Source organism: Enterococcus cecorum, from assembly GCF_052119425.1.
Taxonomy (GTDB): Bacteria; Bacillota; Bacilli; order Lactobacillales; family Enterococcaceae; genus Enterococcus_E; species Enterococcus_E cecorum_C.
On sequence record NZ_JBQKFH010000021.1, the window covers coordinates 1 to 24,331 of the forward strand.

At 36.2% G+C, this 24,331-nt stretch carries 23 protein-coding genes and 1 pseudogene; 18 read left to right on the forward strand and 6 right to left on the reverse strand.

Annotated features, from left to right (window positions below; translation table 11 throughout):
- The 13 genes and pseudogenes from ACTQZM_RS06650 to ACTQZM_RS06710 all read left to right on the forward strand — a co-directional run.
- Positions 1 to 1,283, forward strand: a pseudogene (locus ACTQZM_RS06650) (IS66-like element short variant transposase); the annotation flags it as partial.
- Positions 1,284 to 1,509: 226 nt separating this feature from the next.
- A complete protein-coding gene (locus tag ACTQZM_RS06655) occupies positions 1,510 to 1,959 on the forward strand; it encodes a CopY/TcrY family copper transport repressor (RefSeq protein ID WP_002908710.1) in 450 nt (149 codons plus the stop codon).
- 19 nt (positions 1,960 to 1,978) lie between these two features.
- Positions 1,979 to 4,105, forward strand: coding sequence for a heavy metal translocating P-type ATPase (locus ACTQZM_RS06660; RefSeq protein WP_441653283.1), 2,127 nt, complete (start codon positions 1,979 to 1,981; stop codon positions 4,103 to 4,105).
- Between the two features lie 706 nt (positions 4,106 to 4,811).
- On the forward strand, positions 4,812 to 5,426 hold the full coding sequence (locus ACTQZM_RS06665) for a CadD family cadmium resistance transporter (RefSeq protein ID WP_000615736.1): 615 nt from the start codon (positions 4,812 to 4,814) through the stop codon (positions 5,424 to 5,426).
- Between the two features lie 24 nt (positions 5,427 to 5,450).
- Positions 5,451 to 5,789, forward strand: coding sequence for a Cd(II)/Zn(II)-sensing metalloregulatory transcriptional regulator CadX (cadX, locus tag ACTQZM_RS06670; protein ID WP_000711078.1), 339 nt, complete (start codon positions 5,451 to 5,453; stop codon positions 5,787 to 5,789).
- Between the two features lie 43 nt (positions 5,790 to 5,832).
- Entirely contained in the window at positions 5,833 to 5,967 is a 135-nt protein-coding gene (locus tag ACTQZM_RS06675; protein WP_002889641.1) for a hypothetical protein, read from the forward strand.
- A gap of 69 nt (positions 5,968 to 6,036) precedes the next feature.
- Complete coding sequence (locus ACTQZM_RS06680; RefSeq protein WP_287852884.1) at positions 6,037 to 6,321, forward strand: hypothetical protein; 285 nt, start codon at positions 6,037 to 6,039, stop codon at positions 6,319 to 6,321.
- Positions 6,322 to 7,053: 732 nt separating this feature from the next.
- Positions 7,054 to 7,764 carry an Rpn family recombination-promoting nuclease/putative transposase gene (locus tag ACTQZM_RS06685; RefSeq protein WP_441653284.1) on the forward strand — a complete coding sequence of 237 codons (711 nt, stop codon included), beginning with the start codon at positions 7,054 to 7,056 and terminating at the stop codon, positions 7,762 to 7,764.
- A gap of 148 nt (positions 7,765 to 7,912) precedes the next feature.
- On the forward strand, positions 7,913 to 9,763 hold the full coding sequence (locus ACTQZM_RS06690) for a heavy metal translocating P-type ATPase (RefSeq protein ID WP_441653285.1): 1,851 nt from the start codon (positions 7,913 to 7,915) through the stop codon (positions 9,761 to 9,763).
- Positions 9,764 to 9,842: 79 nt separating this feature from the next.
- Positions 9,843 to 10,070 carry a heavy-metal-associated domain-containing protein gene (locus ACTQZM_RS06695; RefSeq protein WP_026209947.1) on the forward strand — a complete coding sequence of 76 codons (228 nt, stop codon included), beginning with the start codon at positions 9,843 to 9,845 and terminating at the stop codon, positions 10,068 to 10,070.
- Positions 10,071 to 10,085: 15 nt separating this feature from the next.
- Positions 10,086 to 10,364 (forward strand): iron-sulfur cluster repair di-iron protein, ric, encoded by a 279-nt coding sequence (locus tag ACTQZM_RS06700; protein ID WP_441653286.1) that lies wholly within the window; start codon positions 10,086 to 10,088, stop codon positions 10,362 to 10,364.
- 27 nt (positions 10,365 to 10,391) lie between these two features.
- Positions 10,392 to 11,045, forward strand: coding sequence for a Crp/Fnr family transcriptional regulator (locus ACTQZM_RS06705; RefSeq protein ID WP_441653287.1), 654 nt, complete (start codon positions 10,392 to 10,394; stop codon positions 11,043 to 11,045).
- Between the two features lie 8 nt (positions 11,046 to 11,053).
- Entirely contained in the window at positions 11,054 to 11,698 is a 645-nt protein-coding gene (locus ACTQZM_RS06710) for a hypothetical protein (RefSeq protein WP_441653288.1), read from the forward strand.
- A gap of 30 nt (positions 11,699 to 11,728) precedes the next feature.
- On the opposite strand, the gene ACTQZM_RS06715 is transcribed toward ACTQZM_RS06710, so the two are convergent.
- Both ACTQZM_RS06715 and ACTQZM_RS06720 read right to left on the reverse strand, forming a co-directional pair.
- A complete protein-coding gene (locus ACTQZM_RS06715) occupies positions 11,729 to 12,400 on the reverse strand; it encodes a Crp/Fnr family transcriptional regulator (RefSeq protein WP_016250599.1) in 672 nt (223 codons plus the stop codon).
- 369 nt (positions 12,401 to 12,769) lie between these two features.
- Positions 12,770 to 13,189: a hypothetical protein gene (locus ACTQZM_RS06720; protein ID WP_243178773.1), complete on the reverse strand. Its 420-nt coding sequence runs from the start codon at positions 13,187 to 13,189 to the stop codon at positions 12,770 to 12,772.
- Positions 13,190 to 13,600: 411 nt separating this feature from the next.
- On the opposite strand from ACTQZM_RS06720, the gene ACTQZM_RS06725 reads away from it, so the two are divergent.
- Together ACTQZM_RS06725 and ACTQZM_RS06730 are read left to right on the forward strand one after the other, a co-directional pair.
- Positions 13,601 to 14,983 carry an NAD-dependent succinate-semialdehyde dehydrogenase gene (locus ACTQZM_RS06725; RefSeq protein WP_441653289.1) on the forward strand — a complete coding sequence of 461 codons (1,383 nt, stop codon included), beginning with the start codon at positions 13,601 to 13,603 and terminating at the stop codon, positions 14,981 to 14,983.
- 83 nt (positions 14,984 to 15,066) lie between these two features.
- On the forward strand, positions 15,067 to 15,258 hold the full coding sequence (locus ACTQZM_RS06730; protein ID WP_441653290.1) for a hypothetical protein: 192 nt from the start codon (positions 15,067 to 15,069) through the stop codon (positions 15,256 to 15,258).
- Positions 15,259 to 15,519: 261 nt separating this feature from the next.
- Here ACTQZM_RS06730 and ACTQZM_RS06735 read toward each other — a convergent pair whose 3' ends face one another.
- Positions 15,520 to 16,269: an IclR family transcriptional regulator gene (locus tag ACTQZM_RS06735; protein ID WP_441653291.1), complete on the reverse strand. Its 750-nt coding sequence runs from the start codon at positions 16,267 to 16,269 to the stop codon at positions 15,520 to 15,522.
- A 144-nt stretch (positions 16,270 to 16,413) separates the two neighbouring features.
- Between ACTQZM_RS06735 and ACTQZM_RS06740 the strand changes: the two genes are divergently transcribed.
- The 3 genes from ACTQZM_RS06740 to ACTQZM_RS06750 all read left to right on the forward strand — a co-directional run bounded on the left by ACTQZM_RS06740 (position 16,414) and on the right by ACTQZM_RS06750 (position 20,669).
- Positions 16,414 to 17,760 carry a YjiH family protein gene (locus tag ACTQZM_RS06740; RefSeq protein WP_171332987.1) on the forward strand — a complete coding sequence of 449 codons (1,347 nt, stop codon included), beginning with the start codon at positions 16,414 to 16,416 and terminating at the stop codon, positions 17,758 to 17,760.
- 14 nt (positions 17,761 to 17,774) lie between these two features.
- Positions 17,775 to 18,752, forward strand: a complete 978-nt coding sequence (locus tag ACTQZM_RS06745) for a C-terminal binding protein (protein ID WP_171300245.1) — start codon at positions 17,775 to 17,777, stop codon at positions 18,750 to 18,752.
- A 729-nt stretch (positions 18,753 to 19,481) separates the two neighbouring features.
- The gene (locus tag ACTQZM_RS06750; protein ID WP_441653292.1) at positions 19,482 to 20,669 is read left to right on the forward strand and encodes a hypothetical protein; all 1,188 of its coding nucleotides are present in this window, start codon (positions 19,482 to 19,484) and stop codon (positions 20,667 to 20,669) included.
- 41 nt (positions 20,670 to 20,710) lie between these two features.
- Here the strand turns inward: ACTQZM_RS06750 and ACTQZM_RS06755 are convergent, their stop codons facing one another.
- The 3 genes from ACTQZM_RS06755 to ACTQZM_RS06765 form a co-directional block, all read right to left on the reverse strand.
- Positions 20,711 to 22,564, reverse strand: coding sequence for a fructose-1,6-bisphosphatase (locus ACTQZM_RS06755; protein WP_441653293.1), 1,854 nt, complete (start codon positions 22,562 to 22,564; stop codon positions 20,711 to 20,713).
- Between the two features lie 71 nt (positions 22,565 to 22,635).
- Complete coding sequence (locus ACTQZM_RS06760; protein WP_349278433.1) at positions 22,636 to 23,436, reverse strand: pyruvate, water dikinase regulatory protein; 801 nt, start codon at positions 23,434 to 23,436, stop codon at positions 22,636 to 22,638.
- 21 nt (positions 23,437 to 23,457) lie between these two features.
- A complete protein-coding gene (locus tag ACTQZM_RS06765; RefSeq protein WP_113784775.1) occupies positions 23,458 to 24,087 on the reverse strand; it encodes a CBS domain-containing protein in 630 nt (209 codons plus the stop codon).
- Positions 24,088 to 24,331: the final 244 nt, after the last annotated feature.

Consider the following 24,331-nt stretch of genomic DNA (forward strand, 5'->3'; position numbering starts at 1 on the left):
CGGAAAAAAGCGAAAGGCAAACGGCAAGCCATTTTTCAACAATTTAAACCAGAAGTCATCCACCATGAATTGACGGGAGAAGCTTGTACTTGTCCAGATTGTCATGAAAAGTTAAAAGAGATCGGTTCGTGTGTGCAACGACAAGAATTAGTCTATGTTCCTGCACAGTTAAAACGAGTGGATCATATTCAGCACGCCTATAAATGTGTTGCTTGTAGCAAGAAAAATGCGACAGATAAAATCATCAAGGCCCCTATACCCAAGGCGCCCTTGGCGCATAGTCTGGGTTCAGCCTCTATTATCGCGCATACCATTCATCAGAAATTCACACTGAAAGTGCCAAACTATCGACAAGAAGAGGATTGGCAGAAAATGGGGCTACCGATTAGCCGTAAAGAGATGGCTAATTGGCATATCAAGTCTAGTCAGTATTATTTCGAACCACTCTATGAATTACTGCGTGAAAAGTTATTAACACAAAGCCTTCTTCATGCGGACGAGACAGCCTATAGAGTTTTAGAAAATGATACCTCTTTGACCTATTACTGGACATTCCTTTCAGGAAAACAAGCAACACAGCCAATTACGCTTTATCATCATGATCAACGGCGAAGCGGCTTAGCAGTTCAAGAATTTCTTGGCGAATATGATGGCTATGTTCACTGTGATATGTGGTCAGCGTATCGCCAACTGCCTAAGGCAAAGTTAGTAGGTTGTTGGGCACATGTGCGCCGAAAATTTTTTGAAGCAACGCCTAAACAGGCAGATAAGAAGTCATTGGGGCGCAAGGGATTAGATTATTGTGATCAGATGTTTTCACTAGAAGCATCTTGGGCTGAGCTGTCTTCAGCTGAAAGATTGTGCAAGCGCAAAGAAAGATTAGCGCCATTGATGACAACGTTCTTTGATTGGTGTCGCAATCAATCAGTGCTTCCAGGATCGAAGTTAGGCCGTGCGATCACCTATGCCTTGAAATATGAGGAAACATTTAAAACAGTTTTAACAGATGGTTCCTTAGTATTATCCAATAATCTGGCTGAGCGTGCGATTAAAGGATTAGTCATGGGACGGAAGAATTGGCTTTTCTCTCAAAGCTTTGAAGGAGCTAAATCTAGCCGATCATCCTGTCACTTTTAGAAACTGCCAAACGAAATGGCTTAGACTCAGAGAAATATCTTACCTATCTTTTGGAGAAGTTGCCAAATGAAGAGTCTTTCGCAAAAAAAGCAGTTCTAGAAGCTTATTTGCCATGGTCAGAAACTGTGCAAGCAGATTGTAAATAAAGAAAAGAATCTCCAAAGTCGAGTGACTTTGGAGATTTTCAATATACCTCGTTATTGGGCGCTTACTTAGCTATTAATATTTATCAATGATAAAAATAGCATGTTTTAAGGGACTGACCCCAAAAAGTGAGAATTTAATAAAAAGACTTGACATAATTCGTTTACAATAGTAAACTTATTTCAAACATATTCGTTTACATCTGTAGACAACTAGGGGGGAAGGAGAATGAGCACAATAGAATTTAATACTTATATCACAGATGCAGAATGGGAAGTCATGCGTGTAGTTTGGGCAAATGATCGAGTAACTAGTAAAAAAGTCATTTCCGTATTGCAAGAAAAAATGGACTGGACACAATCCACTATCAAAACGATCTTAGGTCGATTAGTTGGAAAAGGCGTACTAAATACAGAGCATGAAGGTAGAAAGTTTATTTACACTGCCAATATTGAAGAGACAGAAGCCGTAAGGGATTATGCAGAAGATATTTTTAACCGTATTTGCAATAAGAAAGTCGGAAATGTAATAGGAAGCATCATTGAAGATCATGTTTTAAGCTTCGATGATATAGATCGACTAGAAAAAATATTAGAGATGAAAAAATCTTTTGCAGTAGAAGAAGTGGATTGCAATTGTCCAGAAGGACAATGCGAATGTCATTTACATCATCATTAAGCATAAGGAGGAATTTAAAATGAATAATGACAACAGATATTCGTCCCATAATCACCATGATTATGACGACATGGATAAGTTAAAACACGAGCATGGAATCACAGATGAACATGGATACCATAAGGATCAACATCAAGTACATCATGCTGGGCATGATCACTGCGGGCACAGTGGACATGATCACAGCGGACACAGTGGGCATGCCCACCATCATCACGGAAGCTTTAAGGAACTTTTCTTAAAGTCATTGCCACTAGGAATCATTATTATGCTCTTAGTCCCTTTGCATGGATTTGAACTACCATTCCAGTTTACTTTTCCATATTCTGATATTGTAGTAGCTATTTTATCTACTATATTAATTATTTATGGTGGACGTCCATTCTATCAAGGTGCAGTTGACGAATTTAAACAAAAAGAACCTGGAATGATGGCACTCGTTTCTTTAGGTTTAAGTGTTTCATATTTATACAGTATTTATGCTGTGATCATTACCTACGTAACGGGTGAACACGTGATGGACTTTTTCTTTGAATTTGCTTCATTACTATTAATCATGCTTTTAGGTCACTGGATTGAGATGAAAGCTATTGGAGAAGCAGGAGACGCACAAGCAGAATTGGCTAAGTTAGTGCCGAAAGATGCTCACGTTGTATTAGAAGACGATTCAATTGAAACACGTCCAGTTGCTGACTTACAGGTAGGTGATTTAATTCGTGTTCAAGCCGGAGAAAATGTGCCAGCAGACGGGATTATCGAGCGTGGCGAATCACGTTTAAATGAAGCTCTTTTGACTGGAGAATCAAAAGCAGTTAAAAAAGGCCCTGGCGATGAAGTAATCGGGGGCTCAACAAATGGAGAAGGGGTTCTTTATATTAAAGTGAATGAGACAGGTGATCAATCCTTCATCTCTCAAGTTCAGAATTTAATCAGCCAAGCTCAAAGTCAGCCTTCCAGAGCAGAAAGTATTGCGCAAAAGGTTGCAGGGTGGCTCTTCTATATTGCTGTTATTGTCGCGCTAATTGCTTTTGTAGTGTGGATGATTATTGGAGATATCCCAACGGCAGTTATATTTACTATTACTACATTAGTTATTGCTTGTCCGCACGCATTGGGTCTGGCTATTCCATTGGTAACCGCCCGTAGCACAAGCTTAGGAGCTAGCCGTGGCTTACTAGTAAAAGACCGCCAAGCCTTAGAAATAGCTCAAGATGCAGATGTGATGATTTTAGATAAAACGGGTACTTTAACAACTGGTGAATTTAAAGTATTAGCTGTAAAACTTCTTAATGACAAATATACAAAAGAGGAAATCATTGCCTTATTGGCAGGTATTGAAGGAGGATCTAGCCACCCAATTGCTCAATCAATTATAAGTTTCGCCGAGCAGCAAAATATACGTCCAGCATCTTTTGATTCGATTGATGTGATTTCCGGTGCTGGAGTAGAGGGTAAAGCAGGTGGGCACCGTTACCAATTAATCAGTCAAAAAGCCTATGGACGTAATCTTGATATGGATATTCCAAAAGGAGCAACTCTTAGTGTCTTAGTAGAAAACGATGATGCCATTGGTGCTGTAGCTTTAGGGGACGAATTAAAACCAACGAGTAAAGAGTTAATTAAAGCTCTTAAAAAGAACAATATTCAACCAATTATGGCAACAGGTGATAATGAAAAAGCGGCTCAAGGCGCGGCAGTAGATTTAGGGATTGAATATAGATCAAATCAATCTCCACAAGATAAATATGAGTTAGTTAAAACACTTAAAGATGAAGGAAAGAAAGTTATCATGGTAGGTGATGGTGTAAATGATGCTCCTTCTCTTGCCTTAGCAGATGTTGGTATAGCTATAGGTGCTGGAACTCAAGTTGCGTTGGATTCAGCTGATGTCATATTGACTCAATCCGATCCAGGAGATATTGAATCATTCATTGATTTAGCACACAAAACAACTCGTAAAATGAAACAAAACCTATTTTGGGGAGCTGGTTATAACTTTATAGCTATCCCTCTAGCTGCAGGAATTTTGGCTCCTATTGGTATCACATTAAGCCCTGCATTAGGAGCAATCCTAATGTCTGTGTCAACAGTCATCGTCGCCATTAATGCTATGTTATTACGTTTAGATCCAAAAAATAACAGTTAACAGATTGAATGATGGAAACTCCTTAAAGTATCAAGATACAATAGTTTTACAGGAGAAAAAGAGATGTAAGTAATGGCTCTTTGTAAAATCGTGTTGGTAGAAGTAGACGATTTTTCTACCAACACGATTTTTAATTTATTATAGAACTGATTTCTGTTAAAATCCTAAAAGCCACCTATTTCGACAGTTTTATAGCTTGTTATCCTATTTTCTTGACAATAATACCACCGTCTCCACACGTTTTTTAACCATAAAAAGACACCTCCATGAGCATTTGATTATATTGTACCAAATCCAACTTGGAGGTGTTTTTATTTAATTCTCATTTACGGGGGTCAGTGCCAATTAAAATTGCGTATTTTTTGTTTAAAATGTATTAGAATTAAATTCATATAAAATATGCACGAAAAATAAATCAAAATTAAAAAGTACAAATTAATGAAGTGATTATTGATAAAAATAGTTAATAATTGGTTAAACAAAATATATAACTCGTTTATAAATTTATAGAAATGAACCATTATAAATCTCCTCTTAAATATTGAAAAAACCATTGGCAGTGGACATACTTTAAGACTATATATTTCTGAAACTAGTTTCACAATACAAATATTGACATGCAATTATTAATTGGTGGATTTTAAGTTGACATCTACAAAGCTTAATGTTAGAATACATTCAAAAATATATTTGAATGAGGTGTTTTATGATTCAAAATGTTGTTACTTCAATAATCCTGTATTCTGGGACAGCCGTAGACTTACTTATTATCCTAATGTTATTTTTTGCCAAAAGAAAAAGCAGAAAGGACATCATTAACATCTATTTAGGACAATTTCTAGGCTCTGTTAGTCTAATATTCCTAAGTTTGCTTTTTGCATTTGTCTTAAATTATATTCCTAGTAAAGAGATTTTAGGTTTACTCGGTTTGATTCCAATTTTCCTAGGCCTCAAAGTTTTGCTTTTAGGAGATTCTGATGGAGAAGCTATTGCAAAAGATGGTTTGCGAAAAGACAATAAAAACCTGATTTTTCTAGTCGCTATGATTACTTTTGCAAGTTGTGGCGCTGACAATATTGGTGTCTTTGTCCCATATTTTACCACCTTAAATTTAGCGAATTTGATAGTGACTTTACTTACTTTTCTAGTCATGATTTATCTCTTGGTTTTTTCTGCCCAAAAATTAGCACAAGTCCCTTCTGTTGGAGAAACTTTGGAAAAATATAGCAGATGGTTTATTGCCGTTGTCTATTTAGGATTGGGGATGTATATCCTGATTGAAAACAACAGCTTTGACATGCTATGGGCTGTGTTAGGCTAGGAGAAAAAATTATGAAAAAAGATTATGAAAAAAGATAGTATCTGTCAAGTGGATGTTATAAATCAACAAAATGTTACAACCGCAACGAACTACCTTGAAAAGGAAAAAGTCCAAAAATCACTTCGCATTTTATCAAAATTTACCGATAATAAACAGATAAATATCATCTTTTATCTCCTGGCCGTCGAAGAACTCTGTGTCTGCGATATAGCCTGTTTATTAAATCTCAGTATGGCATCTGCCTCCCACCATCTTCGTAAACTAGCCAATCAAAACATCTTGGACACTAGAAGAGAGGGAAAAATTATATATTATTTTATAAAAGATGAGGAAATCAGAGATTTTTTTAATCAACTAGGATAACAACTATTTTTAATACTTTTCCATGATTATAGGGAGATTATATATGAAATTTTTTGATGAAAATTACTCACAAGAAATACCTACTCGTATCAAATGTTTAAGAAAAAAGTATAATTTAAAGCAAAGCGACCTAGGTAATGCAGGTCAAGTTAGCCAAGTTGAAAAGGGAGGAATTTGAAAGGATTTGTATCTTTTATTTTTTGTTTCATTTATGCCCTATTCTACTGGAATAGTTAGTAGTCATTTCATGAATCATACGGCACAGTTCTTTTATGGACTGATCGTTATTGTTTCAACGGTAGCAAACTGGTTTTTACATAAAGTAATTGATAAACCCAATATAGATCAGAAAGAATTACTTGAAGCTACCGCACAATATAGGAAGTTATTGATACCTGACCTAATAATTAAAGGAGTGGGATTGATTCTATCCTTAATTCTCTATCCTCCGATTATGATGTATAGTGTTTTAATTGCGGCATTTTACATCATAACTTTAAAAACACTATCCGAAAAAAGAGTGAATAACTAAAAAACGGTGACCAAAGTTAGGTGTATTATTTTAATGCTTAGAGACCTAAACTATTCCCCTATTTTAAAAATATTGATTCAGATTTTATGAAATTAAAAAGTAGATATTGTTCAGAAAATCCTTGATATTACGCTGTTTTTAGTCCAACTGAAATCCATACTTTCCAAACCAGGTCTTAAGAAAGCTCGTAAAGCATCACAATTCTCAAAGCGTTAAAACATTGTTATATCAACGTTTCAAGGCACTTTGCAGATTTGCAAGGTGTCTTTTTTTCGGTTTTGACTATCTCTTTAAAAATTAACATAACTAGCGAATTTCTTAGGTGTAACAGCATTTTTCATTAATATATCATGTAGCTGCGTAAATTCTTTGACACTTGCAAGCTGCAAAAAACGCTGTAATCCTTGTGTCCCAAAGGAAAGGTGTATTGAATAATCGATTAAAAGTGTTGTATGTGGTATATAGTATGATAATTTGAAAAATATGAAAATAAATCAGCAAGCCTTCCAAAATTTTTGGAAGGTTTTTTCGCGCTTTTGAGAATTTTTTGCGTATTTAATAAGTAGAGGCAAAACTTAGCTTTAAGTATTTAAACTCAACGTAAGAAGATATAATCCCAATGTTATACTAGAAGTTTTTCTAATTTTTTGAGAGAGCTGTTTGTGCTGCTTTTGATATCCAGTGAAAAGGTTTTATAGTATAAAAAATTTGTGGGGAAGAAAGGAAATTTACATGAAAAAAGAAAATAAAAACCAGGAGTATTTTGGGTTGAGCAATGATGTTATCTTTGGTTGGATTATGGAGAGTGATGAGAACTGTTTGGCGATTATCCGTGCGATTTTGCCAGATTTAAACCTCGCTAGCATTGTTTATAAAGAGGCTAAATACAGTCCTATCCCAGGAACCTCTGTGCAGGAAGTCCAGTTTTATGTCGAGGTGCAAGATGATCAGGACTGTTGTTATGCTATTGAAATTAAGGCCGCAAATACCAATCACTTAGGGCTACGTACGCGCTATTATCAAGCACAAATTGATGAGGCAATCTTTGCAAACGGGCAAACATCTCATGATTTAAAAGAGTGCTTTGTTATTTTCTTATGTTCGTTTGATCCATTTGGCTGTGGATTACGTCGCTACCAATTCCATCAGTACGAAGACACTCTTCAGGATTTGCGCTTAGGTACGCAGTCACATACGATTATTATCAATGCACAGGGGACTAAAGGTGAGGTATCAGATGATTTGGCGGGGATTATCGATGTGATGAATCAAAAACCGAATCAAACCAATCCGTTAGCAAACAAGTTAATGAAAGAAATTGATCACTACAACCAAGATTTGGAAAAGAGGCAAGAACTGATCGACTATGAAACAAGCCTTCATGGCGACTTAATTGGAGAAAAAAGGATTATGAATGATAATGATTGCATTCAAAGCGAATAAAGCTGAGACAAGTTATATTTTTCAATTTCTCAAACTTTGCACTTAAATAAGTGCTTAAATACCTTGATAAATCAATAAAACTTGATATAAATCAATTATTATATTTCTATGCTCGGTTATACTGGATATAGTAAAGGAGGTAGAAATCATGCAAAAATGGTTATCACATTATCGGAATTGGTTGACATCAATAACTGGTGTTCTTATTATACTTGCTTTTTCATCCAAATGGGTTTTTAGTAGTGAGCAGGGCTCAGCTTATCTACTGTTTGTAGCTTCATTAGTTGGCGGTTTACCTATTTTTGTTCAAGCCTATCAAGCTCTTAGAGTTAAGGTGATTAGCATAGATCTCTTAGTAACTCTTGCTATTTTAGGGGCATTCGTTATTAAAGAGTTTGAAGAATCAGCTATTGTAGCTTTTCTCTTCTTATTTGGTGCATACTTAGAACAAAGAACATTAGCCAAGACACGTTCTGCGATTAAGAATCTCGTGGAGATGGTACCAGAGACTACTTTTCGTAAACTACACAATGGTGACTTTGAAGAGGTGTCAGTTGAAGAGGTTAATGAAGAAGATATTCTTTTAGTAAAAACTGGTGGAAAGATCCCAGTTGACGGTGAAGTGATATTTGGCTCTGGTACTGTAAATGAAGCAAGTATTACGGGCGAATCTATTCCAGTCTCTAAAGGTTTAAGAGATAAAGTTTTTGCTGGCACCATTCTCGAAAATGGCACTATACAAATACGTACTGAGAAGATTGGGGAAGATACAACTTTTGGGAAAATTATTGAATTAGTAGAAGAAGCACAGGACAGCAAGTCAAAAGCTGAAAGATTTATTGACAAATTTTCAAAATACTATACTCCTTCAGTTTTAGTGTTAGCGATTATTGTTTGGCTTATTAGCCGCAATATTGAGTTAGCCGTTACTATTTTGGTTCTTGGATGTCCTGGTGCACTGGTTATTGGCGTACCAGTTTCAAATGTGTCAGGGATTGGAAATGGCGCACGACATGGTATTTTATTTAAGGGTAGTGATGTCATTACAAACTTTAGTAAAGTTGATACAATGTTATTTGATAAAACAGGAACATTAACTTATGGTAGCCCTCAGGTTGTACAGACAATCTATTATAGCAGTGATAGGAGTCTTGCTGAGAGCTTACTGGCTAGTGTTGAGAGAGAATCAGATCATCCGCTCGCGAAAGCAATTGTGAACCATTACTCAGGTTCTGTAGTAGAGGTGATTGACTCAACAGAGGTCGTTCAAGGTGGGGGAATTGTTGCTCGTATTCAAAATCACCAAGTTCTCGTTGGGAACTCTTATTTGATGAATCAATATAATATTCCTTTCACTAACCAGATGAAGACCGACATAGCAGGGATGGAAGCAGAAGGGAATTCAATTGTCCTAACTGCTATTGATGGACAAATAGCTCTTGTTGTAGGGATTCGCGATCAGATTAGACAAGGAGTCAAGGAGGATTTAGAGACGCTTAAGAATATGGGAGTAAAAAATCTCATTCTATTATCTGGAGATAATCAAGGCACAGTTGATTTAGTTACTAATCAGTTAGGCTTAACCGAGGCTTATGGTCATCTACTACCAGAAGACAAGGCAGAATTTGTGAGAAAACGTCAGGCAAGTGGAGAAATAGTAGCATTTGTCGGAGATGGTATTAATGATAGCCCATCGTTGGCCTTAGCAGATATTGGAATTGCCATGGGAAACGGTACAGATGTTGCTATTGAAACTTCAAATGTTGTTTTGATAAATTCGGATTTTCACAGAATCCCTCATGCGATTAGATTGGCTAAAGCCACACGACGTAATATGATTGAAAATATCTTCATTGCATTGCTAGTCGTAGTAGTTCTTCTTATCAGCGTTCTCTCAAGTTCGTGGATGAATATGGCAATTGGCATGTTTGTTCATGAAGGTAGCATTCTCGTAGTTATTTTGAATGCTATGAGGCTTTTAAAATATAAAAGAAAATAGAAATTCTTGATAGAAATCAATTTTTTATTCTAAATATCGTACTATACTAAAGATATAATAAAGAAAGGAAGTAAAGATGATGAAAAAAGCTATACTACAGCTTGAAACACTGGCTTGTCCAACATGTATGCAAAAAATTGAGGGAGCCATTAAAAGTGTAACAGGTGTCGATAATGAAAGTGTCAAAGTTCTATTCAATGCCAGTAAGGCAAAAGTAAATTTTGACGATAGTATGACAAACATTAATGAAATTGTGAAGGCAGTGCAAGCAATTGGCTATGATGTCCTAAAAGCATCAGAAAAATAATAGGAGGAAGTTACAATGTTAAGACAATTTTTTGAAGCAAACGATGAGATGCTTGATCTATATACAAATGCTATTACAAAAGCTCATGGGAAAAATCATCCAGAAGTCTTTGATGTTCGCAAAGTTTATGAAACAATTCAACATAAAATTAGGGATAATAATTTGGACCTATCAAATGAATTTTCAGAACTAAGAGCTCTTACAAAAGATTATACAATTCCAAATGATGCTTGTGAGACATTTACTAAAACTTATCAGCTATTAAAACAATTTGATGAATTATCTCAAGAATAGGTTTTATCAATTAGAAAGAGGCTATCCATGATTCAACATATTTGTGTGACACTTGTACCATTATTTAATTATCTGTCAGAAGATGAACAGATTAAAATTAATAGATTGGCACAACACAAAAAATTTAAAAAAAATGAAATTGTTTTTAAACCAGGAGATGAAAATCTGGACATCGTGGCTCTCGGAAGTATGAAAGTATTCCAACTGTCTACAAATGGTGATGAACAACTTTTACGGGTCGTTGAACCAGGTGGCTATGAGGGTGAGAATCAGTTGTTCGGTATTAAAAATGAATCTCTTTTTGGTGAAACTCTTGAAACAACTGAAATTTGTAGATTAAGTAAACAAGCTTTTGATCAAGTAATGCTTAGGAATCCACAAATAGCTATTAAATTATTTGAATTAAGTGCGCAAAAGATGATTCAAGTAGAGAAGCAGGCCAATATTTTATCTATGGAGCGTGTTGAGGAACGTTTAGCGAACTACCTCTTGGATCTGTCAAAAGTAGCGAACGATTATCAGTTCAGTTTACCTATGAAGATGATTGATATCGCGCGATATATAGGGACTACCCCTGAAACTCTTTCTAGAAAATTTAGATTTCTTGAGGATAATAGATTAATAAAACGTTCAGGTAGAAGAATAATTATTCTTAACAGAGATGGCCTGATTGATTTATGAGGTGAAAAATGTCGTTTGACAAATTAAAGGAATATCTACCCTATCGAGGAGAAAAATATATTAAGCCGGAAAAGGCTGGTAATTATCGCCAGTATATGATGGATTTGAGGGACCTAGCTCGACAGGCCCGGGATGAATTCAGTTTAATCAGTAAATCTTTTGAAGACAGGGTAAAGCCATTTAAAGCAGAGCGTGTTAGTCAATGGATGAATCAATCTCAGCTATGTCGTCCACATTTTTGGTGTTATTTCCGATTGCCTTCCGATGATTTGGATGATTCAGCAATGGCTATTCGTCTTTATGGGGAATCTGATAATTTTGGAATTTCCGTTGAGGTTAGTTTTGTAGAAAGAAGGAGGTCTGAAAACAGTTTAGAGAAACAAAATAAAGTTTTGAATCTTCTTCCTTTTGGAGCTATGTATTATTTTGTACAAAAAAATGGTATAAGTTTCAAAATGGATGCAACAGAAGAAAATCGAAAGAATTTACTAAAACAGGTCAAATCAGGTGAGGTTCGTAAGGTCTTGGTTAAACAGGATATTCCAATTGAGACTGACCACTCATTAGAACGGTTAATTGATGATCTATTAAAAAGTTTTGATGAATTACTGCCATTTTATAAGGAAACAAAGAATAAACTAAAGGATAGGTAGAAGTAACACCTATCCTTTAGTTTATAAAAATTATAGAAAGTCAAATTTATCCCAAAAAGAACGAAATAGTATAATTTTCTTTCCATTTCTATTTATTAATCCTTCTTCTTGAAAAGCTCTTAATTTACGGGATATAGTTTCAGGACTGGTAGCTAGATAGCTGGCTAGTTCTTTCAGTGAGACTGGTATCGTAATGGTCTCTTCAGTCATTACCTCTGAAGGGAGAGAGAGCTGACTGAAGTAGGTAGCTAAACGATCCTCTATTGAATCAATTGCCAGTAGTTGCAGTTGATTCTCAATCTCTAAAGATTTGTAGGCGTTTAATTGAAGTAGTTTGCAGCTTAATTGTGGGTAAAGATTGATTAACTTATTGAAATCTGACTTATATAGGATACATACTTTTGTTTCTTTAATGGCCTCTCCATAAAGAGAATCATTTGAGAGACCAAAGAGATAATTCTCTCCGTCGTATTCTCCCTCATTAACAATACGAATAAGCTGTTCCTTACCAGTTTTACTCAGTTTATAGATTCTCATAGCACCAGCTGAAATAATCGATAGCTGCTCTGGATCATCGGGAGAAAAAATAATTTCTCCCTTTTTAAAGGTTTTATGATATAGCAATTCTTGAACCTTACTCTGTTCATCACAAGAAAGATTATTAAAAAGAGGAACCCGATGAACGCAGCCAATTTTTGTCATATTTTTATTCTCCCTTGCATTCTTTTATATTTCCTAAAAAATTGGCCATGGTCAATTTTTTTTTAATTAGGAAAGATATATAATCAAATCACTATATGTAGTGTCTGTTTTTATAACCAAATACAATATATAGGAATTATACATATTAGGAGGGAAAAATGCAAGTGATTAGAATATACTATATCAGTCTTAGCGGGAATACGACTAATTTTCTTGAAAGATTAGATCATTATCTCCAGAGGGAACTTCAAGAGAAATTGGATTATGTTAATGTCAAGGATTTAGTAACTCAAACTTCGCACATAAATTGTAGCTATGAACCTTGAAAAATCAGTATCTAGAACCTATTTAGTTGTCAATGATTCTACTTTATGCAGCTCGCAGTTTCGTTTTCAACATAACTGGTAATGTATCCATAAACGCATCTACTAATTGCGTTATTTTTTCATCTGAAAGTTCAGTATAATCTGTAAGTATCGTTCTAAACATCTGTAGCAGCATTTGAAACGCTTGTATCCATGTGATATCCGCCATCTCATCAGAAAAATGTAGAAAAAGCTCTCCTAGAGACCGAGTATCACTGGATTCCCTACTCTCTAGCGAAAGCATCATGTATCGTGTAAAAACAACCGCAGTATGCGCAGTCATTGCATCGTAGGATAGGGAGTTACATTCTCTACTTAGGTTAAGATAGCTTTTGCATACCTTGAAGAAAACTTCTATATCCCAGCGTTTTCCATAAATTCGAATGATCTCATTTTCGTCCAAATTTACGTTTGTAGAAATCAAGCAGAGATATTCTTATGGAAATAAGTACATTGGAATACTTGTAATGCTAGTGCTGTTAGAAATCAATGGGATAGTGCTAGAATATAGCGATGAAGCGTTGGTCTGTCTTGGGATCAATGTCATAGCCTAATATTATCAACCACTAATCTATAGGCAAGGGACGCCCAAATTACTTGCATTTTTGTGCTACCTAAAGTTTTATATCTTGTGCCCTACCTTCAAATTTTCTATTTCCTTACAAACTCGAAGAAAAAAGTAGCCCATTTTATCCCAAGTGGCATGATTTAGCAATTTGTTCGCAATCGTTGGCTTTCATTTTATAAGTCATAAGCACATCATTTTTAAAAGCGCTTTCTGTAGTGGTATAATATCAAGTGTTAGATTTGTTGTAACGAAAAAGGAGGAGTTTTTATGACTTATCAAACAATTTATCCATATACCAATGAAGTGCTAGCAACTTTTGATAACGCTACCGAGCAAGATTTGGAGGCAGCTTTATCCAAGGGTCATGCTTTATATAAAAAATGGCGTCAAAGGGATTGGCTCACACAACGTAAAGAACAGTTACATCAAGTGGCCGCATTATTACGCCGCGACCTTGATAAGTATGCCGAAATTTTAACCAAAGACATGGGAAAATTATTCACGGAAGCTCAGGGCGAAGTGGCTTTGTGTGCCGATATTGCCGATTACTATGCAGATAAGGCTGAAACTTTCCTACAACCTAGACCATTAGAAGCAGTGCATGGACAAGCTTATTATGTCAAACAAGCAACCGGTGTGTTAATCGCTGTTGAACCATGGAATTTTCCTTTTTATCAAATTATGCGCGTTTTTGCACCGAATTTTATGGTCGGCAACCCAATTATTTTAAAACACGCTTCAATTTGTCCGCAATCTGCACAAGCCTTTGAAGCGTTAGTCAATGAAGCTAATGTCGAACCGGGTGCTTTTAAAAACTTATTCTTATCTTATGACTTAGTGTCTAAAGCCATTGCCGATCCGCGGGTGGCTGGGGTTTGCTTGACAGGCTCTGAACGTGGTGGCGCAAGCATTGCCCAAGAAGCCGGGGCCAATTTGAAGAAAACCTCGATGGAATTAGGCGGAAATGATGCGTTTATTATTTTAGAAGATGTGGATTTTGAGTTATTAGCCGATACGATTACTTTTGCGCGGTTATATAATGCTGGTCAAGTATGTACCTCATCAAAACGTTTTATTGTGGTCGGACAAGAAAATTATCAACGCTTTGTCGATCTTGTTGTCGAAAAATTCAAAGCAGCAAAATGGGGCGATCCGATGAATCCTGAAACGACCTTGGCACCATTGTCCTCAGCCACGGCGAAAAAACAAGTCTTAGCACAAATCAAGCTAGCCAAAGATCATGGCGCAACCGTTGTTTATGGCGATGAAGTGATTGATCATCCAGGTAATTTCGTGATGCCGACTGTTTTGACGGATATTACTAAGGACAATCCAATATATAACCAAGAAATCTTTGGTCCGGTAGCCTCTATTTATCAAGTGGACTCAGAAGAAGCAGCCATCGAACTGGCCAATGATTCAAGCTATGGTTTAGGTAGCACGGTCTTTTCTAAAGATTTAACCCATGCCAAAGAAGTCGCTGAAAAAATTGAAACAGGGATGACCTTCATTAATTCCGGTTGGGCTTCTCATCCAGAATTACCATTTGGCGGGATCAAAAATTCGGGTTATGGCCGCGAGTTAAGTGAATTAGGCTTTGACACCTTTGTGAATGAACATCTCGTATTCGTACCAGATGCTGCACTTTAAAAATCAGATAACCTCTAGAAGTTAGCCGAGCTTCTAGGGGCTGTTTTTGTTCGTTAGGGGGATGATTTCCAAGTTTTGAACTATTGACTATTTTTGTAGATGACCCCAAAGATGGCATAAAAGATGGCGAGATTGTTGAGATTTTGTCGGCGAATTATCCGAAAAAAACACGAAGAGATACGAATAAATCATTGAATCGACGCGGGATTATTCATCAAACCTCTAAATCACCAAGTCGGCACATAATGAATGAAGCAGCCCTGGATAGTGATTAAGTAAGTAAAGATAGCGTACGGACTTTTCTCGTGCGCTATTTTCCGTTTTAAATCTTTAATAATACGATTCGTACCTCCAATCTAATATAAGTTGAATTTGGTATAAATGGGATGCTGTATCGTTTGTCTATCGTTTGAAAAAGGTGAGATAATCGCTAGGAATATTGAAATATCGGTGTTTGTATCGTTTGCCTATCGTTTGACAACAAGATACACCCCTGCAGCGAGCTTCGTGTATATAGCCGGCTGCATGGTTTATTTTTACACTTCTAACAACTGATTAATAGTTTCGGCGGTCTTTTTGAGGTTTTCTTCTAGTTGTGCGAGGCCTTTGAATCCTAGACGCGTGGTTGGACCAGAACAGCCAAGAGCCGCAATTAATTGACCATTTTGATATAGCCCAGTTGCCATACAAGTGAGGCCATATTCATATTCTTCATGATCATAAGCAATGTGATTTTGCTTGATTTTTTGTTGTTCTTCACAAAAGTCAGGATAATGAATAATTGTATTGATTGTACGTTTGAATAACGATTTCTGATAGTATTTTTCCAATTCATCCGCAGCCATTTCGCTTAAAAATATTTTACCCATAGAAGAGCAGTACAGGTCTGTTACTGGTGTTAAGGAAGACTGTAGCATATAGCTTTCTCCACTTTCAGAATGAATAATATAAATTTCATCCCGATATAAAATCGACAAATTAATCGTTTCGCCAGTTTTTTGTGAAAATTCTTGCATATATGGTTTAGCTACTTTAATCAATTGTTGCTCATTTAAAGGCGAAGGTTGGTATTTTAATATTTTGTAACTAATCGCATAAATTTCATCTTCAATTTGCATGACGATGCCGCGATGTTCTAAGGTTTTTAAAATCCGAAAGACAGTGGTTTTGGCTAGTCCAGATAATCTTGTTATTTCTGAAATCCCTAAAGGACCATATTCACTTAATAAATCTAAAAGTGAAAAAGCATTGTCAATTGATTTGATTAGATCATTTTCTTTACTCATCGAATTCCCCCATTCCCATTTTTCCTTATTATAGCAGAAAATTTTTTGTGATAAAACTAACAATTTTTTGTTGACAGACTCTGTTAAAAGATGTACAATCTTTTTCGGAATGGTGTTCCGAAATTATCGAAGAGGAGAATTGAAATGGAGAAAACAAAAGATAATTCATATTTCATCGGACTCATGAAGTTCATTATATTTACAGTGTTAGGAACGGTTTTAGTACTGATTCCCTTTAGTTTTGATGGCTCAGTGGATACAATTCTTTTCCACTATTTAAAAATTTTCGTGAAGACATTCAATGGGCCACTTACTGCGATTATGGTTGCATTTATTGTTTTGAGTGCGCTTTTATCTGTAATTGATCAAGTGAAAAGCGACACAATCATTCGTAAACAAAGACTACTAAAGAAACTCTTTTCTACTAGTCTGTTTTATACGATTAACCGTGTGATTGGGGCAATTATCGCTTTAATGGTTTATTTTAAAGTCGGTCCTGCATTTATTACTTCACCTGATACGGGTGGTACGATGTTATCTTTAGCTACTCAGTTATCCGTACTAGTACCGATGATGTTACTTTTCCAAACCTTTATTTTAGAGTTTGGTGCAATGGAATTTTTAGGTGAAATTGTGGGTGGTATTGTAAAGCCAATCTTCAAGGTTTCTGAAATTTGTGCGGTAAATATAATCAGTGCTTGGGTTGGACCAGGAAATGTTGCGATTATGGCCACTGAGGAGTTTTTCCAAAAAGGGTATTTTACTGTTCGTGAAATGGCTGTTATTGGTTCACAGTTTGCTACAGGTAGTATTGGTTGGATTGTTTTGGTGAGCTCGGTATTAAATGTTATTGATTATTTTGGGTTGATTTTAGCAGGTTTAGCTGTAGTGAGTGTGATTGTTGCAGCGATTGGTGTCCGCATTCCACCGTTATCTACTTTCCCAGATACTTATGCGGATGGTTCGACTGTTTCTAAAATCAAAGTGGAAAAGACCGGTAATTGGTTAACACGTGCTGCGAATAATGCCGTGCGTCGTGCTAATGAATCTAACTTTTCGAATTTTGTTGCTAAAATTGACAATATGACTTTCTATGTATTTTGGTTAACGCCAATTATCGTATGTTGGGGTACGCTTGCTTTAGTGATTTCATTATATACGCCATTATTGAAGATTATTTCTATGCCAGTGGAATGGATTTTAATGTTATTTGGTGTTGCAAGTCCTGAAACCACAGCAAGTGCGATTATGTCAGGACTAGCAGATAACTATTTACCGGTTATTTTAGGACAATCTGTTGAATCTGCAGTAAGTCGTGTGATTATCGCCATGATGAGTATTATTCAAATCATTTACTTATCTGAAACTGCGACATTACTGATTTCAACGAATAAACAGATGAAATTCTGGCATGTCATCGTCATCTTTTTAGAGCGTACTTTCTTATCATTAGTATTTGTTATTTTGATTGCGAAATTTTTTGTTAGATAGATAGGAGAATTTTCATGAAAGTAGTAAGATTATTTGAAGATAATATGTTTGAGCATGAATTACAAGCGATTCAAGCGTTAAATTTAGATTTAGAAATGGTGGTACGTCCTAGTCAAACACCAAGCGAAATTATTGAAAATGCAAAAGATGCGGATATTATTATTACCGTGTATGAACCTCTAACCAAAGAAGTGTTATCGCAATTACCAAATTTGAAATTAGTGGTTTATCGTTCTATTGGGTTTAATTCAGTGGATTTGGCTTATGCGAATGAACGTCAATTGCCAGTTTCACATATTACGCAATATTGTGTCGATGAGGTTGCGAATTATGTTGTTGCGGCCATCCTTTCACATAATCGTCGCATTCTTGATTTCAATCAATCGGTTAAAGTCGATCACAAGTGGGACTATGAATTATTCCCAGATATGCGCCGTTTATCTTCATTAACTGTGGGACTGATTGGTTTTGGAAATATTCCACGCTTAGTTGCGCAGCGTCTACAAGTTTTTGGCTGCAAAGTGATGGCTTATGATCCGTTTGTTCCTGCAGAAGTTTTCGCAAATGCAGGTGTGACACAAGTAAGTCTTGAAGAAATTTTTGCGCATAGTGATTATATTTCTTCTCACTTACCATTAAATGATAGCACGAAAGAAATGCTGAATGCCACATTATTTAATCTTTGTGAAAATCAACCAGTCTTTATCAACTCTTCACGTGGAGGAGTGGTGAATGAAAAGGATTTAGTCGCAGCCTTGCAATCAGGTAAACTTTCTTATGCGATTTTAGACGTGGTGCATAGTGAAGATCCTGATTTGAGCAAACTACCATTTATGCAGATGGATAATGTTGTTTTAACACCGCACATTGCTTTTTACTCTCAAGAAGCTTTCATTCAAGGCGTACAGGACAACTTTAAAAACATTCAAGCCTTCTTAAATGGTGATTTGGCCCATGCAGAAATTGTCAATCTAAAACAAATCCAAGCATAAATCAAATCTTAAACAAGCAACCTCGCAAATCGGGGTTGCTTTTTTTAAACGTCTTTTCGGTTTTCAAGAAATTGCTCGTGATAATATGAGTAGGTGGGAAAGTTGGCTAGAGAAAAGAGACAAAAACGCCATAAAAAGCCACGACCGAATGTGATGATTTTTTGTGAAGGTGAGACGGAAGAAGCTTATATTCATATGATTAAGCGTAGGTAGTTATCGTCATAATAAAGCAGAGCAGATTAGTACTTATGTCGAAAATTTTATACCAACTGCGTTTAGAAATGTAGCATCATTAAATATAGATGATATTCCATTAAAAGAAGCTATAGCATTCAATCCCTATACCAATTTCCATCAAACTTTAAAACATATTTTGGCACAGAATGAAATAGACTTTTAAATAATAAAACCACTTCCGACAAAGTGCTGGGAGTGGTTATTTTTTTGCTGAAATGACTAGTCTTTTTCCAAATTAAACGGGGATTTGCGTAGGTTTTGGGGTATAACGAACAGAGATTTGGGTAAATATAACAAATATTCAGTATATTTAATTTAATAAAATCAGGATTATCAAAATTAATAACGTTGAAATAAAAACAAGTTCTAATCATACAAATAACAGATAGTCAATCCAGCGGATTTTCCAGGTAGCTTTTGTATTTGAAAACGTTTTAAATAAATTGTATAATAAAATACAAGGAAAAGATATTGATGAAAGAAGGTAGGGTCATGGCGCGTTCAAATAAATCATGGGATGAATTTTTCCAAGATGCCTTTATCAAATGGGCACACTCGCTTTTGAATAACGAAAAAGCCAAAATGATTGCCTTTTGGTCTGAATATAGTGAACTCGAAAAAGTATTGCTACAGCTAAAAGATAACATGAATTTATTATATGAACATTTTCCACAGTACTATGAAAAAGTTTATGGCAAAACAGTCAAGGATCCCGTCAGAAAAACATTCAAACAGATGCAAGAAATTTGTTCAAAAGCAGCAGGACTCAATCCTTTAAAAAATCCGACTGTTGATCAATCCATTAAAAGAATGGTGAAGGCTGGGCAGGATAGTCTGTATAAAATATATATTCCTTTGATTTTTGAACATTCGATATTTGATGACGCTGATCCGCTGTACTTTGTATGGTTGGATTCCTTGCTTGAAGCGCAGCAAATTCCGTTTCAATTTGTGCTAGATGAATATTTTGGTATGTATCGGATAGATGATTTTAGAGAGGATTTGATTGCACAAGGAAAGTTACAGCAACTGGAAAAAGAAGCTCATGGACCGATTTTTTATCATCCCAACTTTGATGAGTTATTTCGCGATAATAAAATCAATTACTATTTGAAAAGTATGGCATCAAATGTGGTACACGATATGGATGTTGACGATATGGAAAATGTTTTATCCAAAGCACCTCAGATTCACTATCCCGATGTGGTGGCCAGTATCCTGAATCATTTGAACGAAGAAGTGTTATATATACCGCCGGAATTTAACGTGGACATCCCCTTAGCTATTGAGCGCTTAGTCAGTTATATGAGTGGTTATTTGGCAAAACAAGCAAGAGAACACCAGCTACTTTTGGATTATAAAAAAATGCTTCGTGAATACGCTGAGTTAGATCAGTGTATTGCATTTTCGCGTTATATCCAGACTAAGGATGATTTTACTCATTTCTTTCAAGAATTCTATCATGCGATTGGCGGCGTAATATCTGTTGCGATTGAAGAAGGTGGGCTAAGGGAGCGTTTTATTCAAGCGGAAGAGCCAGAAGCATCTGAAGACTTTGAAATTTTACTGGCAACGTTATGTGAAATGCTTACGACAGAATTATTGAGTCAGGTGATTTTAGATTTGATTCACGAAGATTTGCTGAAAGTCGAATGTGTTTTTGAAGATGATGACGAATGAAAAATACCGCTCCTAGATAGATTTTCTAGGTGCGGTGTTTTTTACTGTAATTGTGATTGTAATTTCCGCTTCTTCGTCTGAATTTCTTGGCCAATCGTGGTGTCTTTGATCAGTGTGCGCTTGGCTACTTTGTCTACCACACGTTTGATAGCGTTCATATCCGTTTGTTGGTTAAACAGATAATCCGTGCTGATAAATGGTTGATGTGTCACAATTTGAAAACCATAGGAGTTATTTAATAGTGAATAGCCCGCGATTCCGGTTTGTTTTTGATAAGCTTTGGACAAACCACCATCAATAACAAATAAATGACCGTCCCCTCTAATTGGAGCTTCACCTTTAGTTGTTTTAACAGGCGTATGTCCGTTAATGATTCTGGAAAACTCGGAATTTAAACCAAATGCTTCCAAAATAAGCTGACAAACTTTTGCAGAATCGCGATATTGATAATAGGCATTTTTGCGTTCGAGATGCGTCTTTTTATCCTTAATGAAATAACGTTCGAAAGTGGTCATTTTATGTTTGCCAAAAAGCGGTGAGAATGGCCCACACCAAGCATACCAACTCAAATCTGTCGCAAAATCTTCATGGCTGTCTAAATTCTGAAAGCTTTCCTTTAAGTGTTTTTCAAAAAAGTTTAGCAATGCTGCACCCTGATAACTATCATTGCCCACGTTAAAATTAATGAGCTCACCTGATTGCGCAAGGGGGATACAGCCGTGATAAAGTAGATGCTGATTATAAATTAAATACATGCTGCCGTGCTTCATCAAAAATGACATGTGCTTTTTCATCTTTAAAGAGTGCTGAAAAGAATACATCAAGCTATCGAGTACTTCTTGTTCGGCCTTAGTTAATTGCAAAGGTTGCTTAGGGTTGACTGTTTGAAAGCAGGGATTTTCTATTTTGTAAGTCTGTCCGTCGATGTCTATCGTGTTATTTTCATAATCAATTTTAGATAACACATCATACATATCCATTTTAAGTTCTGGTCGGCGCGTGGTAATTTGCCCTTCTAGTTTAAACTGCATGATACTCAACGCTTGATGAACTTGTTCTAAGATGAGTTGATCAGCATCTAGCTTTCCTTTTGGGGTAAAAGCAGGATTGGCGTGATAAGTCTTTTCCGCAAATAAAAAGAGGGGTCGCAAATTGATGCCGTAAGCTTTTTCGATATCATAAAGGTATTGATAACGGGTTGCAATCCTCAGTAAATGGCAAAGACAAGCCGCATTACCCGCATAAGCCCCCATCCATAACAAATCATGATTCCCCCATTGAATATCCACAGAAGGTAAGTGACAAATCCGCTCCATAACCAAATCTGCCTCTTTCCCTCGGTCAAAAATATCCCCTACAATATGAATGTGGTCAATGATTAAATTTTGGATAACAGGAGCCACTTTTAATATAAAGGGAATAGCTTCTTTAAGTTCGATTAAATAATGAATCATATTTTTAAAATAATCGGCTTGGTCATTGTATTGTAAATCGGTATAGATAAATTCTTCTAAGATATAGGCATATTCCTCGGGAAATTTTTTTCGCACCTTGGAACGCGTATACTTCGTTGAGACAAAACCAAGCAAAGTGATGAGTTGACGAATGACACGTTCTTGATAGTCTTTGTTATAAAATGGATAGTGTCGTGGATATTGGATGGCTTCCTCGGGATAGGTAATCAGCAGTGTGAGTTGGTTGATCTCGCTGTCGTTGAGTTGTTCCTTAAAGCATTCGGTAATTTTTAGTTTGAGATTTCCCGCACAACTTCTCAAGATATAGTCAAAAGCGGCGAATTCACCGTGAATATCGCTTAAGTATAATTCGGTACCCTTAGGTAAGTTTAAGATGGCTTCTAAGTTGATTAGCTCAGTTAAGATAGCTTGGTTTTTCATAACATTCCTCCAATAATAAAATCACAGCTCGCTGAAGTGAAAGGCAAACTGTGATTTTATTTTTTTATCAATTATAGTTGATCCATAATCGTAAAGGCGGTTTCCTCAATCGATTTTTCAGTGACATCAAGGACTGGAATACCAAGCTTTTCGAATAAGTCATTGGCATACTTGATTTCCGCTTTAATTCGGTCAATGTCACAGTAATTGGCATCTTGATTGAGACCAAGGGCTTGTAGGCGATTTTGACGGATTTTGACCAAAGCTTCTGGCGCACAAGTTAAGCCAAACATTTTTTCTTTTGGTAGTGTAGCAATTATTTCAGGAACAGGTACTTCAGGTATTAATGGCAGGTTGGCTGCTTTAATCGCTTTGTTGGCCAAATACATCGATAAAGGCGTTTTACTTGTTCGAGAAATGCCTAAAAGCACGACATCAGCATCGATAAATCCATGTGGGTCTTTGCCGTCATCGTATTTCACTGCAAATTCGATGGCACTGATACGGTTAAAGTAGTCGCTGTTTAAGGTGTGGACAGTTCCTGGTTTTTGGATTGGTTCGATGCCTGTTTTTGCATGAATCGCTTCAAAAAATGGATGCATCAAATCAATGTAAGGAATGCTCGTTCTTTGGGCAAAATGACGAGCAGCTTGGGCTAAATCTGCATTTACTAAAGTGCTGACCACAATTGCTTTATCATGAACAGCATCTCTTAAGATAGATAGCAGATGTTCTTCGGTATTCACAAATGGGAAACGATAATTATTCGCCACTTCAAGGTCAGGATATTGTGCTAATACGGCAGAAATCAGCTTTTGAGAGGTTTCTCCGATTGAGTCTGAAATAGTGTAGATGGTTACTTTTTTAGTCATGTGCTTTGTTCCTCTTTTCCTTTATCGATTCAGTTCTGTCGCTTTGGCTTGTTCGACAATATAAGCTAAAATACGACTTTTTGTTATTTTACCAATGATTTTACGACTGTTTTCTTGGTCCACAACGGCTAGTGCTTCGGTGTCGTGTTGAATCATGAGTTGAGCGACTTCTAAAATATTCATTTCAGGCGTCACAGTAACCACATTGGCTAGTCGCGTCATGCAGACAGCAACCGGCGTTTGGTCATTACTTGTGGTGAGCGAACCACGTAAAAGGTCTTTTTGATTTAATGTGCCAATCAGCATTTTTTGTTCATCGACAACAAAAATTGCGCGCACATTATACATAAATAGATTGGTAATAGCCTCACGAATGGGTGTGCTTTGTTCAATCAATAAAGGCGGAACCATCAATTCAGAAATCGCAGTATGAAAAGTTTCATCAAATAAAAATGGTTCAATTTGACTGCCCGCGTAGGTATAACCAATTTTTGGAGCCGCTTGCAATATACCTGCCAAAGTTAAAAAGGAGAGGTCACTGCGCAAAGTAGCTCGGGAAATGCCTAGTTCTTCAGCAATCTTTTCACCGCTTAAAGGTTGTTGGGCCTTCACGATGTCTAGGATTTGCTGTTGACGAGGACTCAGTTCCATAAGATCCCTTCTTCCATATATGTGTCATATTGATTGTATTATAGCACATATAAAACAAAATACAAGCATTATATTAAATTAATGTGTGACATATTTAGGTGCGATAAAAATATATACGTCATATATTATATCTGAATAAACATAAATCAATAGTGGGTGATAAATTTTTTCTATATCCTAGACTTTTACAACATTTGTCGAGTTTTGTTGTTTGCATTTTCAAAAATTTTTGGCTAAACTAAGT